At 70.7% G+C, this 17077-nt stretch carries 14 protein-coding genes, 2 tRNA genes, 1 pseudogene and 1 riboswitch; of the genes and pseudogenes, 11 read left to right on the top strand and 6 right to left on the bottom strand.

What is annotated here, in order from left to right; translation table 11 throughout:
- Positions 1-3: 3 nt before the first annotated feature.
- Both ABZS69_RS12710 and ABZS69_RS12705 read right to left on the bottom strand, forming a co-directional pair.
- Positions 4-2463: an N-acetylmuramoyl-L-alanine amidase gene (locus ABZS69_RS12710; protein ID WP_355370291.1), complete on the bottom strand. Its 2460-nt coding sequence runs from the start codon at positions 2461-2463 to the stop codon at positions 4-6.
- A gap of 64 nt (positions 2464-2527) precedes the next feature.
- Positions 2528-3136 carry a TetR/AcrR family transcriptional regulator gene (locus tag ABZS69_RS12705; protein WP_355370288.1) on the bottom strand — a complete coding sequence of 203 codons (609 nt, stop codon included), beginning with the start codon at positions 3134-3136 and terminating at the stop codon, positions 2528-2530.
- Between the two features lie 58 nt (positions 3137-3194).
- Between ABZS69_RS12705 and ABZS69_RS12700 the strand changes: the two genes are divergently transcribed.
- The 11 genes from ABZS69_RS12700 (at position 3195) to ABZS69_RS12650 (ending at position 14038) form a co-directional block, all read left to right on the top strand.
- Positions 3195-4007, top strand: a complete 813-nt coding sequence (locus tag ABZS69_RS12700) for an ABC transporter ATP-binding protein (protein ID WP_355370286.1) — start codon at positions 3195-3197, stop codon at positions 4005-4007.
- Complete coding sequence (locus ABZS69_RS12695; RefSeq protein ID WP_355370284.1) at positions 3997-4752, top strand: ABC transporter permease; 756 nt, start codon at positions 3997-3999, stop codon at positions 4750-4752. Before ABZS69_RS12700 ends, ABZS69_RS12695 begins: the two co-directional genes overlap by 11 nt.
- An 80-nt stretch (positions 4753-4832) precedes the next feature.
- Positions 4833-5108 carry a hypothetical protein gene (locus ABZS69_RS12690; protein ID WP_355370281.1) on the top strand — a complete coding sequence of 92 codons (276 nt, stop codon included), beginning with the start codon at positions 4833-4835 and terminating at the stop codon, positions 5106-5108.
- 14 nt (positions 5109-5122) lie between these two features.
- Positions 5123-6943 carry a glutamine--fructose-6-phosphate transaminase (isomerizing) gene (gene glmS / locus ABZS69_RS12685; RefSeq protein ID WP_355370278.1) on the top strand — a complete coding sequence of 607 codons (1821 nt, stop codon included), beginning with the start codon at positions 5123-5125 and terminating at the stop codon, positions 6941-6943.
- A gap of 58 nt (positions 6944-7001) precedes the next feature.
- Positions 7002-7772, top strand: coding sequence for an SAM-dependent methyltransferase (locus tag ABZS69_RS12680; RefSeq protein ID WP_355370275.1), 771 nt, complete (start codon positions 7002-7004; stop codon positions 7770-7772).
- A 76-nt stretch (positions 7773-7848) separates the two neighbouring features.
- Complete coding sequence (locus ABZS69_RS12675) at positions 7849-8796, top strand: tripartite tricarboxylate transporter substrate-binding protein (protein WP_355370272.1); 948 nt, start codon at positions 7849-7851, stop codon at positions 8794-8796.
- 4 nt (positions 8797-8800) lie between these two features.
- Positions 8801-8998: riboswitch (cobalamin riboswitch) on the top strand.
- 123 nt (positions 8999-9121) lie between these two features.
- The gene (locus tag ABZS69_RS12670) at positions 9122-11287 is read left to right on the top strand and encodes a ribonucleoside-diphosphate reductase subunit alpha (protein WP_355370269.1); all 2166 of its coding nucleotides are present in this window, start codon (positions 9122-9124) and stop codon (positions 11285-11287) included.
- Between the two features lie 10 nt (positions 11288-11297).
- Entirely contained in the window at positions 11298-12293 is a 996-nt protein-coding gene (locus ABZS69_RS12665; protein ID WP_355370266.1) for a ribonucleotide-diphosphate reductase subunit beta, read from the top strand.
- 86 nt (positions 12294-12379) lie between these two features.
- On the top strand, positions 12380-13366 hold the full coding sequence (locus ABZS69_RS12660; RefSeq protein WP_355370263.1) for a mechanosensitive ion channel domain-containing protein: 987 nt from the start codon (positions 12380-12382) through the stop codon (positions 13364-13366).
- A gap of 167 nt (positions 13367-13533) precedes the next feature.
- Positions 13534-13609: transfer RNA gene (locus tag ABZS69_RS12655), tRNA-Pro, on the top strand.
- Between the two features lie 341 nt (positions 13610-13950).
- Positions 13951-14038, top strand: a tRNA-Leu gene (locus ABZS69_RS12650).
- A gap of 58 nt (positions 14039-14096) precedes the next feature.
- Here the strand turns inward: ABZS69_RS12650 and ABZS69_RS12645 are convergent.
- The 4 genes and pseudogenes from ABZS69_RS12645 to ABZS69_RS12630 form a co-directional block, all read right to left on the bottom strand.
- Positions 14097-14330: pseudogene (locus ABZS69_RS12645) on the bottom strand (GNAT family N-acetyltransferase); the annotation flags it as partial.
- A 72-nt stretch (positions 14331-14402) separates the two neighbouring features.
- Positions 14403-15269 carry a dienelactone hydrolase family protein gene (locus ABZS69_RS12640; RefSeq protein ID WP_355370260.1) on the bottom strand — a complete coding sequence of 289 codons (867 nt, stop codon included), beginning with the start codon at positions 15267-15269 and terminating at the stop codon, positions 14403-14405.
- 83 nt (positions 15270-15352) lie between these two features.
- Complete coding sequence (locus ABZS69_RS12635) at positions 15353-15532, bottom strand: helix-turn-helix transcriptional regulator (protein WP_355370661.1); 180 nt, start codon at positions 15530-15532, stop codon at positions 15353-15355.
- A complete protein-coding gene (locus ABZS69_RS12630; protein WP_355370258.1) occupies positions 15520-16797 on the bottom strand; it encodes a hypothetical protein in 1278 nt (425 codons plus the stop codon). Before ABZS69_RS12630 ends, ABZS69_RS12635 begins: the two co-directional genes overlap by 13 nt.
- Between the last annotated feature and the right edge of the window lie 280 nt (positions 16798-17077).

Genomic DNA, 17077 nt, shown 5'->3' with positions numbered 1-17077 from the left:
AAATCAGCGGATCAGGCGCACGTCCTTTGCCATGACGAACATCACCCGGTGACCGAGTTGGATCTGGTAGTAGCGGGTTTGCCCGGTTGTGGTGACGTGTTTGGCCGGGCTGAAGGCGCCGGCGGAGTAGTAGGAGCCGGTGATCGTGTCGCCCACCGTGTATGTCTGGTTGGGCCCGATCTTGTACTGGAGCGGCGCCAGCGCCTGGTAGGACGCCAGCTTGTACGCGTTCTGCTCCGGGTACGCGCGGCCGTACACCCTGGTGCCCGGTCTGAGGGGGCTGACCAGCGGGCCCTTGGCGGGGACGGCGGTGGGGTCCGACGGCGGGTTGTGGAACCAGGCCTTCTGGCCGAGATACCAGATGGCCGTCCAGTCGTCCCGCCGGTCCGCCATCGCGTAGCGCTGGCCGGCGGAGGCGCGGGCGCTGTGGTCGTACACGCTGTACGTGCTGGGCTTGCTCCCATGTTTGCCCGGGTCGGTGACCAGGGGCGACGACTCGCTCGGCTCCTGGTGCAGCCAGACCGTGGCGGCGCCGTGCGGCGGGCACGCCTTGTCCGGCTTGGTGGCGACGCAGCCGGTGAAGCGGGGCCGGTTGGAGGTGTACGAGGGGCGGATCATGACGGAGTTGCCGCTCTGCACCCCCTTGAGCGGCCTGCCCAGCAGGTCGAAATAGTGGGACCAGTCCCAGTACGGGCCGGGGTCCTCGTGCATGCCCGCGACCATCTTCGGCGTGGTGCCGGGGACGTTGTCGTGGCCCAGGATGTGGGCCCGGTTGAGCGGGATGCGGTACTTGCCGGCCAGATATCTCACCAGTTTGGCCGACGAGCGGTACATCGCCTCCGTGTACCAGGTGCCCTTGGCCAGGTAGCCCTCGTGCTCGATCCCTATCGAACGGGTGTTGACGTCCCAGTTGCCCGCGTGCCAGGCGATGTCGTTGGTCGCCACGTGCTGGGCGACATGTCCGTCGCGGGAGCGGATCGTGTAGTGCCAGCTCACGTACCTCGGGTTGCGGATGAGGGACGGGATGCCCTGGTAGGTGCCCTCGGTGTCGTGGATGACGATGTAGTCGACGGAACGGGACCGGCTCAGGCGGTCGTGGTTGCCGTAGTCCCGGTTCTTCCTCTTGCCGAAGCGCTCGTAGGCGGCGGGCACCCACTCGCAGGCGAGCGAGCTGGGGCACTCCACATGCCCGCCGTTTCCGGTCTTCTCCACGTTCCCGGCCTCCGGCCCGTATTCGCCCGGGGCGGCCTGATCGTCCGTGCCGGGCTCCTCCCCGGTGAAGGACAGCGGGTCGGTGTCGAACGGCTCGTCGGACGCGGGTGGCGGGTCGTTGTCGATGCGCGGCGCGTCGGGATCCTTCTGGGCGCGGGTCTCGGCCTGCTCGGCCGTGACGGCGGCTGAGTTCTTGGCGGCGGTGGAGCTCGCACCGGTGGCGGACCCCGTGCCGGTGGCGGAGCTCGCATCGGTGGCGGATCCCATGCCGGTGGTGGACCTCGTATCGGTGGCGGAGGTCGTGTCGGTCGCGAAGGCGGGATGGGGCAGGTTCGGCATGGGTTCGAGCCGCACCAGGTGGCCGTCGTCGGTACGCCGCTGCGCGCCCTCCCGCATCACCGAGAAGACCTCGTCGGCGAACTCATGGGACGCGGCCGCGCCCTCCGCGCCCGAGTAGCGGGCGACGGCCTCGTACCAGTCGGCCGGGTCTGCGCTCGGGTGGTCCTGGTACGAGGCGAGGAGGGCGGCGCCGCCCCTGATGTTGGCGGCCGGGTCCGCGCGCAGCAGGGCGGGGTCCGCGCCGATGAGGCGCCCCGCCTCGGGCAGCGTGGTGGGCGGCGCCGGCGCGCGCAGCGCCGAGGCGGGAGGGGCATCGGCGAGCGTACGGGGCATCGGGCGGGCGTCGTCCCCCCGGGCGTCACCCAGCGCGTCACCCATCGGCCCCCCGTGACCGCCGCCCGCAGAGGATGCGTGCCCGCCCTGGGCGGTCCCGGTCGAGGTGGTCCCGGTTGAGGCGGCACCGGTTGAGGAGGCACCGGTTGAGGAGGCACCGGTTGAGGCGGCGCCGTTCAAGGGGGTGAGCGTCTCGGCGGGGAACGCGTCCACCAGGTGCATCGGGCCGTAGCCGCCCGCCGTGCTCGGGGATCCCCCGTTCGTGTCCCAGCGGGACTCCAGGTACGAGACGCCGAGCAGCACGCTCTCCGGCACCCCGAACTCCCGGGCGGCCGCGGCGAACTCGGCCTGCCGCCCGGGCGGGGCCACAGGGGAGAGGGCGACGACGGCCTGGCGCCCGGGCGGGTCCGAGGAGGTGAGGGCCGTTATCCGGTGTCCGGGCGGGCTCGCCGGGGCGCGGCCGGGTGGGCCCGCGAGGGTGAGGCCGGGTGGGCCCGCTGGGGTGGAGCCGGACACGGGCATGCCCGCGGGCGCGGTGAGCGGGCCGGCGGTCAGGACGGCGGCGAGCCAGAGGCGCATGACATCTCCCCCAGGAAGGTCACGATACGGCTACTCACCGTAACCATTCCCAGAAAGGGATGTGTCAGACGGGTCGGATGATACGCATGAGATCTGCCAGATCGGCAGCGAACTCGGCATCCCAGTCATCGGGCGTCAGATACTCGGCGAGCCGCCGGTGGACGGGCGCGTCGGCCCCGCGGCGGAGCCGGACGTCCCGGGAGGCGTCGGAGAAGCGCCCGCTCACCTCGGACAGCGCGAACCCCATCACGAACGTGCTCACCAGCCGCTCGATCCGGGGCACGTCGGCCTCCGGCACGCCCGCGTCGAGCAGTGCCTGATAGAGCTGGTCGACCACGTTGACCCCGTCGGGCGTCGCCGAGGTGCGCAGCAGCAGGAGCGGGAAGACCGACGGGTGGTCGCGGGCCAGGCGCCGGGTGGCCCAGGCGATCGCGCCCAGGCGCTCCTGCCAGGTCTGCCCGGGGTCGCCGGGCGCGAGCCGGTCGAGCAGGCGGCCGACGAGGCCGTCGAGCAGCTCATCCTTGTTCCGGAAATATCCGTAGAGGGCCATGGGCGTCACCCCGACCCGCTCGGCGACGGCCCGCATGGACAGGGCGTCAAGTCCGCGCTCGTCGGCGATGGCGAGGGCCGCGTCGAGGATTTCCGGCTGCCGGGAGGTCTTGAGCTTCCGCACCGCCTCAGTCTACGGTGTATATCAGTCTACATCGTAGACTGAGGCGGAAGGGGGACACATGAGCGGGCTGGTGAACGCGACCGGGCTGGTCAAGCGGTACGGCGACGTCACCGCGCTGGACGGCTTCGACCTGCGGGTCGAGCCGGGCGAGATCGTCGGGCTGGTCGGGCACAACGGCGCCGGCAAGACGACGTTCTTCGAGATCGCCGCGAAACTGGTGCGCCCCGACGCCGGGCGGGTCGCGGTGCGGGGCGAGGTGGGGATGGCACCCCAGCGGCTCGCCCTCTACCCCGGCGTCACCGTACGGGAGACGCTGCGGCTGTTCGGCGGGCTGGCCGGGCTGCGGCGGCGCGCCCTGACGGCGGCCGTCGACGGCGTGGCGGCGGAGCTGGCGCTGACCGCGGTGCTCGACCGGCGGGTGAGCGTGCTCTCCGGCGGCCAGCAGCGCCGAGCGCAGGCCGCCACCGCCCTCCTCCCGGACCCGGATGTGCTCCTCCTCGACGAGCCCACGGCGGGCGCCGACCCCGAGACCCGCAGCGCGCTCCTGGCGGCGGTGCGCCGCAGGGCGGACGGCGGCGCGGCGGTCATCTACTGCACGCACTACCTGCCCGAGCTCGCGGAGCTGAACGCCACGATCGCCGTCGCGCGGAGCGGGCGGGTGATCGCCAGGGGCACGGGCGCCGAGCTGCTCAAGGGGCTGCCGGGCGAGGTCCGCGTCATCCTGGACGACGGCGAGATCACGGCCTCGACCACCGACCCCACCGCCACCCTGGCCGCCCTGCTGCGCGACCTCGACCGCCCGGTACGCGGCATCGACATCCGCCAGCCGTCGCTCGACGACCTCTACAAGGAGCTGGCCGATGCCGCGTGAGCTGATGTCGCGTGAGACGTTGCACCGCATCGGCGTGCTGGCCGCGCACAACGTGCTCCTGCGCCGGCGCGACCCGGCCCACCTGGTCAGCTACCTGGTCATGCCCATGGTCCTCATGCTCGTCTTCAAGTCCATGCTGGGCGAGCCCGCCCAGGTCGTGACGGGCCTGCTGGTCATGTTCTCGGTGCTGTCGATGGCCGACGTGGCCATGGCCGGCCTCACCGAGCGCGCCTGGCACACCTGGGACCGCCTCAGGGCCACCAGAGCCCGCGTCCCCGAGATCATGATCGGCAAGGCCCTGCCGGTGTTCGCCGTGCTGGTCCTGCAGCAGGTCGTGCTGCTCGCGTACGGGACGGTGGCGGTGGGGCTGCGGCCGGCCGGGCCGGTGTGGCCGCTGGCCCTGGCCGTGGCGGCGTGGTGCTTCGCGCTGCTCGGCGTGGGCACGGCCCTGGCCGGGGTGGTGCGCAGCCAGGGGGAGCTGAGCACGCTCTGCAACATCGCGGCGCTGTCGGTCAGCGCGCTGGGCGGCGCCCTGGTGCCGTACGCGATGATGCCCGCCTGGGCGCAGGCGATCGCGCCGATCTCGCCCGGATACTGGGCGACCACCATGCTCCAGGCCGCCGTCAGGGGCGACGTCGCGGGCACGGCCCGCCCCGCGGCCGTCCTCGTGGGGCTCGGTCTGGCCGCCGGAGCCTTCGCCTGGTGGCGGTTCAGCAGGGGTTGGGGCCGCGACAGCCTGCTCTAGACAGTCCGTTGAGTTAATTCCTGCCCGATTTCGGGCAGGATGTTGAAGTGTCTCGTTCCAGATGCGTAGTGTCCTCGTCTGTGTCCCCGGCACGACATCCCTACGAAGATCTCATCGTCCACCTCACCGAGACGAGCCCGCTGGGCCCGGGTGAGGCGGCGAAGGTGGTCGCCGACGTGCTGTCGTACTTCTCCGAGTCCGTCGAGGAGTACGTCCGCCGCAGGCACGCCGAGCTGAAGACGGTCGGCCACACCAACGACGAGATCTTCCCCAGGGTCGCGGCCGAATTACGCGGCCGGCGGGTCGCGGCACCGGAGCTGTCCCTGCGGCAGCTGCGCAGGATCGTCTACGGATAAAAGAGGAGACCTCGATGTGCGGAATCGTGGCTTACGTCGGCCCGCGGGACGCGGCGCCCATCCTACTGGAGGGCCTGCAGCGGCTGGAGTACCGCGGGTACGACTCGGCCGGGGTCGTGGTGTCCAACCGGGGGCTCAAGCTGCGCAAGGTCAAGGGCCGCGTCGCGGACCTGGCCAAGGTCGTGCCGGCCAGGTTCAAGGGCACCCTGGGCATCGGGCACACCCGGTGGGCCACGCACGGCGTGCCGAGTGACGAGAACGCCCATCCGCACCTGTCCGCCGACGAGCGCATCGCGGTCGTGCACAACGGCATCATCGAGAACGCCGGCGAGCTGCGCGCCAAGCTGGAGGCCGACGGCGTGGTGTTCGCCTCCGAGACGGACACCGAGGTGCTCGCGCACCTGATCGCCCGCGCCGCCGACGAGAACGACTCCCTGGAGGAGGCGGTCAGGAAGACGCTCAAGAGCATCGTCGGCACGTACGGCATCGCGGTCATCGACCGCGAGCGGCCCGGCGAGGTGGTCGTGGCGCGCAACGGCAGCCCGATCGTGCTGGGCATCGGCGAGAAGGAGATGTTCGCCGCGTCCGACGTGGCCGCGCTCGTCCGCTACACCCGCCAGGTCGTGCACCTGGAGGACGGCGAGCTGGCCGTGCTCAAGGCCGACGGCTTCCACACCTTCGCCAGCGACGCCCGCGAGACGGCCAAGGAGCCGCTGACCGTCGACTGGGACGCCGGCCACTACGACACCGGCGGCTACGAGCACTACCTGCTCAAGGAGATCTCCGAGCAGCCCGAGACGATCACCCGTACGATGAGCGGCCGGCTCGACGAGCGCTTCAACGTGGCCCACCTCGGCGGCCTGAACATGGACGCCCGCGAGACGCGGAGCTTCCGCCGGGTGAAGATCATCGGGTGCGGGTCCGCGTACTACTCGGGGCAGATCGGGGCGCAGCTCATCGAGGAGCTGGCCCGCATCCCGTCCGACGCCGAGCCCGCCAGCGAGTTCCGCTACCGCAACCCGGTCGTCGACCCCGACACGCTCTACGTCGCCATCAGCCAGTCGGGCGAGACGTACGACACCCTCGCCGCCGTGCAGGAACTCAAGCGCAAGGGCGGCCGCGTCATCGGCATCGTCAACGCGGTCGGCAGCGCCATCGCCCGCGAGGTGGACGGCGGCATCTACCTGCACGCCGGTCCCGAGGTCTCGGTGGCCTCGACCAAGGCGTTCACCTCGACGTCGCTGGCGTTCGCGCTGCTCGCGCTGCACCTGGGCCGGGTGCGCGACCTGTCGCCCGCCGACGGGCGGCGCATCGTGGAGGGCCTGCGCAGGCTGCCGGGGCAGATCGAGGAGATCCTCACCCAGAGCGACAAGATCGCCGAGCTGGCGCAGAAGTACGCCAAACACCCGAGCATGATGTTCGTGGGCCGCGTGCGCGGCTACCCGGTGGCCAGGGAAGGCGCGCAGAAGCTCAAGGAGATCTCGTACGTCCACGCCGAGGCGTATCCGGCCAGCGAGCTCAAGCACGGGCCGCTCGCCCTGATCGGCCCGGACATGCCGACGGTCGCCATCGTCCCCGATGACGAGCTGCTTGACAAGAACCTCACCACGCTGGGCGAGATCCGCGCCCGCGGCGGTCAGGTGCTCATGGTCGGCCACCGCGAACCCGACGCCAAGCTGGCCGACGACGTGATCGTGATCCCCAGGAATGAGATCGAGCTGGACCCGATCCTGCTCACGATCCCGCTCCAGCTGCTTGCGTACTATGCGGCCGTGGCGCTGGGCCGGGATGTGGACAAGCCTCGCAATCTCGCCAAGAGCGTCACGGTTGAATAAACAGGCTAATTTGGCCTCAAACCTCGTTATCTTGCTGCGGACGACATAAATTCGATACGTGCGGCAGTTCGACCCAGAGAGGCCCAATCTCGCACGCATGTACGATTACATGCTCGGCGGGAAGGACAACTTCGCGGTCGACCGCCAAGCCATCGAGCAGCTCGCCGAGCTGATTCCGGAGGCGGTCCCGCTGGCCCGCGCGAACCGGGCCTTCCTGCAGCGTGCCGTGCGTTACGTGGCCGCCGGTGGGGTGCGGCAGCTCCTCGACCTGGGCAGCGGGTTGCCGACCCAGGGCAGCGCGCACGAGGTGGCGCCCGGGGCCCGGGTCGTCTACGTCGACCACGATCCGGTCGTCGCCGCACACGCCGCAGCCCTGCTCGGACGTTCGAGCAGGGCTGCTTTCGTCGAGGCGGACCTCCTGGACCCCGAGGTGGTGCTGGCGCGGGCGGGCGGGTTCCTGGACCTGCGCGAGCCGGTCGGGGTGCTGCTCGTGTCGATCCTGCACTTCCTGCCGGACTCGGCGCGGCCCCAGGAGGCGGTGGCCGCGTTGCGCGAGCGGCTGGCGCCGGGCAGCTGCCTGGTGATCACCCACGCCACCTCGATGGGCCGCCTGGAGGACGGGCAGCGCTACCGGGGCGCCAACTCGGACGACCCGGGCGGCGGCACCGACCGCACGCCCGCCGAGATCCGCGCCTTCTTCGGCGACTTTCCGCTGGAGCCGCCGGGCCTGGTGCAGGCCGTCGACTGGCGTCCCGACCGGCCCAAGCTGGTGGGGGACTGGTCGCTGCCGTCGTCCCTGATGGCCGGGGTGGGCAAGAAGCCTTTGTGAGAGATATGTGTATCTCTGCGTATTGTGTCGATAACTTGGAGTAAGCGGTCGTTCGCGAAACTCGGGGGAGAGGCACATGCGCCGTCGGCGGTTCTTCGCGTGGGGGCTGGGCCTGGCCGCGTGCGCGACAGGCTGCGGGACGGAGCGCCTCGCCGGGAACGTGACGGGCCCGCGCGCCCGGTTCTCGATCAATCCTCAGGGGCGCCGCTGGACGCCCGTCGGGCAGGCCTTCTCGGGCGCGGCCAGGGCGGCCGGATACGAGCTCGGCGAGGGCACCAGGATCACGGTGACCGGGCTGCCCGCGCTGGCCGCCGCCGAGCTGAACAACGGCCAGACCCTCCTCGACACCGCCACCCCCCTGTCCAGGCTCAGCGGCGAGGTCGAGGTCGTGGTCGTGCCCGCGAAGTCGCCGTTCAAGGACTTCGAGGACTTCGGCGCCCACCTGCTCGCCCGTCCCGGCCAGACGCAGCTCGCGGGCGGACCCGAGGGCGAGCCCGACCACCTGCTGTTCGGCCTGATCGCCAGGGGGCTCGGCGCCGACGCCCGCCAGCTCGCCTACACCGGCTATCTCAGCAGCCAGGAGGCCGTCACCGAGCTGCTGTCCGGCAAGGCCCAGGCGGCCGCGGGCCTGCTGGCCGACTGGCGCGCGAGCATCAAGGCCGGCCGGGTCAGGGCCCTCGCGGTGTCCTCGGCCAGGCACGTGCCGGGCCTGGACGCGCCGACGCTGCTGGAGTCCGGCGTACGGGTCGACTTCGCGGACTGGTCGGCGGCCTTCGGTCCCGAGAAGATGCCGGACGAGATCCGTGAAACGGCCGTCCGCATGTGCGAGGACGTGACCGGCTCGGCCGGCTGGGAGGCCGCCTGCCGGTCCGAGGGCTGGATCTCGATCCCGCTCAGCGGCGACGACTTCAAGCTGTGGCTGGGCTCCGAGGTCGAGCGCACCCGCGCCGTCCTGCGGGATCTCGGTCTGGTCGACACCACGAAAGCCACAACATGCTGGGGTAGTTGCGGGAACGGCCACTAGATGTAGGATCCTGGTCGTCGCTGGTTCGCCTCCTCGGAGGCGGAGCAAAAGGGAACCCGGTGCGATTCCGGGGCTGCCCCGCAGCGGTGAGCGGGAACGACCGCCGTCATGTGCACTGGAGCGATCTGGGAAGCGACGGCCAGTAGGAGCGAGTTACGCGCGCCCGCGAGCCCGAAGACCTGCCAGCGCCGTGCCGGGCCGCCCGCCCGGCACGAAGTGACCATGGCCTCGCGGGAGGGCCGGGGAGCGAAACGGCCGGTGGGTGATCCGTGCCGCCGTGCTCTCGCGCGCCCTCACGGGGGATGAGCTCGCGAGGAGAGAGCACGTGACGCAGATCATCGAGATCGACCGTCGTCTGGCCATCGAGGAGGCCGCCGCCCGGGTCATCGCCGACCCGGCCAACTCCCGGGTCGCCGCCCGGCTCCTGGCCGAGGAGATCGCCGACGAGGCCGCCGCGCACGGGGTGCGGACGTTCTCCGAGTCCATCGCCGCCACGCACGCGGCCGGGCTGATCCAGGACGGGCTGGCGGAGTTCGTCGCCGCGCACGCCGCCGAGCTGGACGCGCTGGTCTCGGCGCAGGCGGACGACCGGTTCGAGTATTTCGGGTTGCGCACCGTCTACGACCGCTACCTGCTGCGTCACCCCGAGACGCGGGCGGTGCTGGAGCGCCCGCAGCACTTCTTCCTGCGCGTGGCCTGCGGCCTGTCGGAGTCGGTGGCGGAGACCGCCGAGCTCTACGCGCTCATGTCCACGCTGTCGTACCTGCCCAGCTCGCCCACGCTGTTCAACTCGGGCGCGCGCCGCCCGCAGCTGTCGTCGTGCTTCCTGCTCGACTCGCCGCGCGACGAGCTGGAGGCGATCTACGACCGGTACGGCCAGGTGGCTCGGCTGTCGAAGTACGCCGGAGGCATCGGCATCGCCTGGACCCGGGTGCGCTCGCGCGGCTCCCTGATCCGGGGCACGAACGGCCACTCCAACGGCATCGTCCCCTGGCTGCGCACGCTCGACTCCTCCGTCGCGGCCGTCAACCAGGGCGGGCGGCGCAAGGGCGCCGCCTGCGTCTACCTGGAGACCTGGCACGCCGACATCGAGGAGTTCCTGGAACTGCGCGACAACACCGGCGAGGACGCCCGCCGCACCCACAACCTGAACCTGGCCAACTGGGTGCCCGACGAGTTCATGCGCCGGGTGGAGGCCGACGAGGTCTGGTCGCTGTTCGACCCGAAGGAGGTGCCCGACCTCACCGACCTGTACGGCGACGCGTTCACGCGGGCGTACCGCGCGTACGAGGCGGCCGGGCGCCACGTCCGGCAGATCCCGGCCAGGACCCTGTACGGCCGCATGATGCGCACGCTCGCCCAGACCGGGAACGGCTGGATGACCTTCAAGGACGCCGCCAACCGCACCTCCAACCAGACCGGCCGCCCCGGGAACGTCATCCACCTGTCGAACCTGTGCACCGAGATCCTCGAGGTCACCAGCGACGCCGAGACGGCGGTCTGCAACCTCGGCTCGGTCAACCTGGCCGCTCACCTGCTCGACGGCGAGGTGGACTGGGACCGGCTGCGCACCACCGTGCGCACAGCCGTGCGCTTCCTGGACCGGACCATCGACCTGGGCTTCTACCCCACGCCCGAGGCCGAGGCGGCGAACAGGCGCTGGCGGCCCATCGGGCTCGGCGTCATGGGGCTGGCCGACGTGTTCTTCACGCTGCGGCTGCCGTTCGACTCGCCCGAGGCGCTGGAGCTGTCGGCCAGGATCGCCGAGGAGATCGCGCTGGCCGCGTACGACACCTCCGCCGACCTGGCGGCCGAGCGCGGCCGGCACCCGTCGTACGCCGAGACGCGGGCGGCCGGGGGAGTGCTGCACCCGGACCACTACGTCACGGGCACGGAGCGCTGGGAAGCCGTCCGGGAGAAGATCGCCCGCACCGGCCTGCGCAACTCGCTCATGATCGCCATCGCGCCCACCGCCACGATCGCCTCCATCGCCGGCTGCTACGAGTGCATCGAGCCGCAGGTGTCCAACGTGTTCAAGCGCGAGACGCTGTCGGGCGAGTTCCTGCAGGTCAACCGATATCTGGTGGCCGACCTGCAGGCGCGCGGGCTGTGGACGCAGGAGATGCGCGACGACATCAAGCGGGCCGACGGCTCGGTCCAGACGATCCCCGGCGTCCCCGACGACCTCAAGGTGCTCTACCGCACCGCCTGGGAGCTGCCGCAGAAGGCGCTGATCGACCTGGCCGCCGCGCGCCAGCCGTACATCGACCAGTCCCAGTCCCTGAACCTCTTCATGGCCAGCCCGACCATCGGCAAGCTCTCGTCGATGTACGCCTACGCCTGGAAGCGGGGCCTGAAGACCACGTACTACCTGCGCTCCCGGCCCGCCACCCGCATCGCCCAGACCACCGTGCAGGCGGCCCCCACGACCTCCGCCGAGGCGATCGCCTGCTCCCTGGAGAACCCCGAGACCTGCGAAGCCTGCCAGTAAGGAGACTGTTGTGCTGCTCGACCCCGGCATGGACCTCACCCTGCGGCCCATGCGCTACCCCGACTTCTACGAACGCTACCGCGCGGCCATCCGCAACACGTGGACCGTCGAGGAGGTGGACCTCCACTCCGACCTCGCCGACCTGGCCAAGATGACGCCGCAGGAGCGGCACCTGATCAACCGGCTGGTCGCGTTCTTCGCCACCGGCGACTCCATCGTGGCCAACAACCTCGTGCTCAACCTCTACCAGCACGTCAACGCCCCCGAGGCGCGTCTCTACCTCAGCAGGCAGCTGTTCGAGGAGGCCGTGCACGTCCAGTTCTATCTGACGCTGCTGGACACGTACCTGCCCGACCCCGATGAAAGGGTGAAGGCGTTCGCCGCGGTCAACCACATTCCCTCGATCCGCGACAAGGCGGAGTTCTGCTTCAAGTGGATCGACTCGATCAACGAGTTGCAGCGCCTGGAGACCCAGGACGAGCGCCGGCGCTTCCTCCTGAACCTCATCTGCTTCGCCGCCTGCATCGAGGGCCTGTTCTTCTACGGGGCCTTCGCGTACGTCTACTGGTTCCGCTCCCGGGGCCTGCTCGGCGGCCTGGCCACCGGGACGAACTGGGTCTTCCGCGACGAGTCCATGCACATGGAGTTCGCCTTCAGCGTGGTGGACACCGTGCGGGCGGAGGAGCCCGACCTTTTCGACGATGAGCTGGGCAAACAGGTTACCCTCATGGTGGAGGAGGCCGTGGCCGCCGAGTTGGCCTTCGGCGAGGATCTCTGCGGGGACGGCATGCCCGGCATGGGGGTCGCGCAGATGCGCCAATACCTGGAATATGTCGCCGACCAGCGGCTGGCCAGGCTGGGCCTGCCCAGGAGGTACGGCTCGGCCAACCCCTTCGCGTTCATGGAGTTGCAGGACGTGCAGGAGCTGGCCAATTTCTTCGAGCGGCGAGTCTCCGCGTATCAAGTGGCGGTTGAGGGCAATGTGACCTTCGACGAGACGTTCTAGACATTGGGGGCATAGGCGTGCAGTCTCCAGCAGGCTGGCTGATTCTCGTGATCGCGGTGATCGGCTCGATCCTTCTGGTTGAGTTGGTGCGGAGGGTTCTGAACAGGGCCGGGCGAAAATGGTCGCTCGCCCGGCACCTGGTGGAGCACTGCACGTGGCCGGCGTACTCGGTGGCGGTGGTGGTGGCCGTCAACCTGGTGCTCGGGCCGGGCATGTTCGGCGAGAGCGCGGACGCGCGGGCCATCGCGGAGACCGTGCACCGGGTGCTCGGCCTGGCCACCATCGCCGCCGTCACCTGGCTGATCGTGCAGGCCAACTACGCGCTGACGGACGTCGTACTCGACCGGCTGGTGCTGGTCGAGGGGGAGCGCAACCGCCGGGCGCGGCGGATCATGACGCAGATCGCGCTGGTCCGCCGCATCGCCGCCGCGGTCATCATCGTGATCGCGCTCGGCGCGATGCTCTTCTCGTTCCCGCAGGTCCGCGCGCTCGGCGCGGGCATCCTGGCCTCGGCGGGCATCGCCGGCGCCATCGTCGGCATCGCCGCCCAGCCGACCATCGGCAACGCCCTGGCCGGACTCCAGCTGGCCTTCAGCGACGCGCTCCGGCTCGACGACGTGGTCGTCGTGGAGAAGGAATGGGGCCGGATCGAGGAGCTGACGCTCACCTACGTCGTCCTGCGCCTGTGGGACGAGCGCCGCCTGGTCCTGCCGGTGTCGTACTTCACCCAGAACCCGTTCGAGAACTGGACCCGGCACGGCAGCCGCGTCCTCGCCGTCGTCTTCCTGCGCGTGGACTGGTCGGTGCCGGTGCCCAAACTCCGGGAGGCGCTGTACGCGTTCCTGCAGGGCAACCCGCTGTGGGACCAGAAGGAATGGACGCTCCAGGTCACCGACGTGCTGCCGAACGGCCTGGTGGAGCTGCGCGCCCTGATGAGCGCCGCGGACTCGCCGTCCTCATGGGACCTCAAGTGCGACGTACGCGAGTTCCTGGTCAACTACGTCAGGGACCACCACCCCGAATCCCTGCCCAGCTTCCGCGTGGAGACCCCGGAATCTCGCGCGCAGAAATAAAGGTGTGGCACGGTCGCCGGCCATTCCTTTACCTTGGACATTGTCCAGCCGCACGAAGAAAGGCAGTGAAGTGAGCTACCCCCGACTGTGGCGAGGGCTTTCCGGATAACCAGCCGATTATCGGAAAGCCGTCTCGGGATGCACCGGGGCGGCTTATTTGTTGACGACCGAGTGTGGGGCAGTTTGGTCAGCCCGCCTGCCTTGGGAGCAGGAGCACCGCAGGTTCGAATCCTGCCACTCGGACAGCGGTCCTGAAAGAAGAGGGCCGCGGGCCACGGCCTGACCGGAGGGATTGGCGCCCCCCGGCCGGACCCGGCCCCCACCCCGGGCCGGCCCACGCCAGCCAAGCCCGGGGTCCAACCGCTCTGGCTGAAGTTCATCGCCGTCTCGGGCTTAAGACCGCAGGAGGCACGAAAACCGGTATCGACCGACATATCGCACGCCTGGGGTGGTGGTCCAAGGGCACCGCGAAGCGTCCCGAGGAATTCGAGGCAGACATTCGACCGCTTCTTCGTAAGGGGCCGCGCACAGCCGGCACCTCTACAAATTGACCACACAGGAACGGCCGGCGTAGGCCGGTTCAGGCGCTCGTGGCGGAACTTCGGTAGACGCGCTGGACCCAGGATCCAGTGCTCCGCAAGGAGCGTGGGGGTTCGACTCCCCCCGAGCGCACGCACGACGCGGGAGGCGGAGGTTCGGGGTTCGAATCCCTGGAGGTGAAACCCTCGGAGTCATAGAGGGCTCGGGCACGGTGATTGTGTGATTTCACGTCCAGCCAGATCCGATGGGTGCCGTGGTGCCGGCAGGCCCGTGTGAGGACGGCTCTGAGCAGGGTGCGCAGTTCGGGAGGACTGGTTGCTGTGGGGCGCCCGGGCGTGCGTCGACTTCCAGCTTGAGGCGCGGGAGGCGCACCAGCGGTGATCGATGTCCTTGACGAGGATGGCGGGGAGTACCTCGGCTTCACCCTGGTGACCGCCCGAAAGCGATGACCGGGAACGGGGACGGCGCGCTGGCCGTCCCCGTTCCCGCAACCGGATCAGGAGTGCGGGCAGGTGTCGCGGTACTCGGAGATGTCGCGGTCACCGACGGGCGGCGGGCAGAGGAACTGCTCGTAACGCAGGTCATCGTCGATGAAGCGCTTGAGCCAGGAGACGCCGAACTTGCCGATCGTCGGGTTGGTGGAGGTGGGCGCGAGGTGGCCGGCGCCGTCGAGCTCCAGGTAGGCCTTGTCCAGCGAGGAAGGCAGGCTGTTGTAGAACGGCTCGGCGTGGGTGGTGACTGGGGCGATCGAGTCGTTCTCGGCGCCGATGATCATCGTCGGCACCTGGACCTCGGACCAGGATTTGTCGAGGTTCCACGGGGTGAGTGGCACCGTGGCCTGGAGGGAGGGCCTGCTGGATGCGGCCTCCAGAGAGCCGCCCCCGCCCATCGAGTGGCCCATGACGCCCAGCCGGCCGGCGTCGACCCGGTTGCGGACGCTGCTGCTCTGGGTCAGGTAGTCGAGGGCGGCCAGGAGTTGGCGGCCCCGGCTGGCGGGCTGGTCGGTGGTCGAGTTGGTGTCGATGTTGAACACGACGAAGCCGTGCGAGGCGACCCGCCGGGCCAGCCACGCCAGGGCGGACCGGGTCTCGGTGTAGCCGGGAGCGATCGCCACCGCGCCGAACGTGCCGTCGGCCGTAGTGGTCGGGTAGTAGATCGTTCCGCCGCCGAAGCCGGTGACCACGAGCGAGGAGACGTCGGTCTCGGAGATCGAGTACGGCCCGCGGGCGGCTTCGAGTGCGGCCTCGGTGGGGTCGGGGCCCCTCTGGTAGGGGCCGGCCGAGGCCTGGGCCGGGGCGGTGGCCGCCACGACCGCGGTGAGCGTGGCCAGGACGGCGAGGGTTCGGGCGAAAGTGAGTTGCATTCTGCTGACTCCCTGTCCTTTTAGGGGGTACACGGAGCATTGTTCTGTTTGCCGGGGCGGGTGCGCATCGGTGAAATCGCCAGTCAGGACAGCAGCCGGACCAGTTCCACCCGAGACCGGATCCCCAGCCGCGTGAAGACATTGCGCAGATGATGGTCCACCGTCCGCGGGCTGAGGAACAGCTGTGCCGCGACCTCCCGATTCGTGGCGCCCTCGGCGACCATGCGCGCGATCTGCAACTGCTGTGCGGTCAGCTTGTCCACGGAGCCGGGCAGGGGCGGCCCCACCGCTTCGCCGGCTGCCCGTAACTCCGCACGCGCCTGCTCGGCCCACATCCGCGTGCCGTCCCGCTCGAAGGCATCCAAAGCCTCCTGCAGGTGTTCACGGGCGGCTCCGGGCCGTCGCTCGCGCCGCAGCGCTCCGCCGTACAGCAGCAGAGTGCGGGCCCGCTCGAACTCGCAGGACCCGAGCCGGTGCAGGTCGATCGCCTCGTGGAAACGCTCGTGGGCCTCGCGGACGGGGCCAGCAGGGCGTGGCACCGGGCGGCCAGCGCCCGGCGGTCCGGGCTGGCCATGCTGCCGGTCCAGCGCTCGAGAGCGGGCAGCGCGGCCGCGGCCCGTTCCCGGTCGCCCGCCCGCACAGCCGCCTCGACCAGGTTGGGCGTCGCCATGATCCGCACCACGACGTGGTCGTGACGGCGGCGCGGGCGCAGCCGGTCGGCGGCGCTGGCTGCCCGGCCCGCGGCGAGGTCGAGATGGCCGAGCGCCCAGTCGCCCAGCGCGCCCGCCATGCCGACGCCGTGCGCGTCGGCCAGCTCGATCGCGGCGGTGGAGCGGATCCGGCAGGTCTCGGCGTCGCCCCGGACGGCCGCGGCCACCGCGAGCCAGCCCAGGTGCTGGGCGGCACTGTTGAGCTGGCCGATCTCCCTGGCCAGGTGCAGGCCCTCCATCGCGTGCTCGGCGACCGAGGCGTAGCGGCCCCGCCAGATCTGGACGTGGATCATCGTCTCCAGCACCTGCGGCACCACCGAGATCGGCCCGCGGGCGCGGGCGGTGGCGATGGCGCGGGCCGACAACTCGGCGGCGTGCCCATCCTCGCCCAGCATCAGGCTGGCGACCGTGGCCCACACCAGGACCGACGGGCTGTCCACGGCGGGGGCCAGCTCCAGCACCCTGCGCAGCGGTCCTGCGGCCTCCACGTGCCGGCCCCGGAAGGTCGCCGAGACCCCGGCCAGGTAGTCGAACATGAGCCGTAGGTCGGCCGGGTCGTCCGGCGAGCGCAGCGCCGCGGCCTGCCGGGCGACCGCGACGAACCGGCGGTTGTCCCCGGCCAGGTAGCTCGCCTCGGCCGCTCGCACGAGCGTGCGTACGGCCAGCGCACGGTCGTGCTCCAGCAGGGACCCAGCGGCCGTCAGCAGCTCGTCGCAGGCGCTGGCCGTCTCGCCCAGGCGCAGCTCCAGGCTGCCGCGGATGCCTCCGGCGCTGGTTGTCCTGGTCGAGGAGGTCGGCCAGGACTCGATGGGCGGCACGGCGGTCGGCCAGGCAGGCGCTGTGGTAGGCCACGGCTCGCAGGTGCGGATCGGCGAACTCCCACCGGCCGTCGACCACCCACACCAGCCCCGCCGCCTCGGCAGGCTCCAGCGCGGCAAGATCGACCCCGGAACCGCACCCGCGCGCCGGGACCGCCGGCTCGACCTTGGATGAGCACGCCCGGACCATCGTCGCGAGCTCCAGCACGGGATCGGCGGCGGCGAGCAGGAGCAGCCACCGGGTCTCCCGCGGCAAGGCCTCCAACCGAGCCAGATGGGC

Origin of the sequence: Nonomuraea sp. NPDC005650, assembly GCF_040605375.1 — a bacterium.
GTDB lineage: Bacteria > Actinomycetota > Actinomycetes > Streptosporangiales > Streptosporangiaceae > Nonomuraea.
The sequence above is the reverse complement of the archived record's forward strand: the minus strand, read 5'-3'. Positions and strand labels throughout refer to the sequence as shown.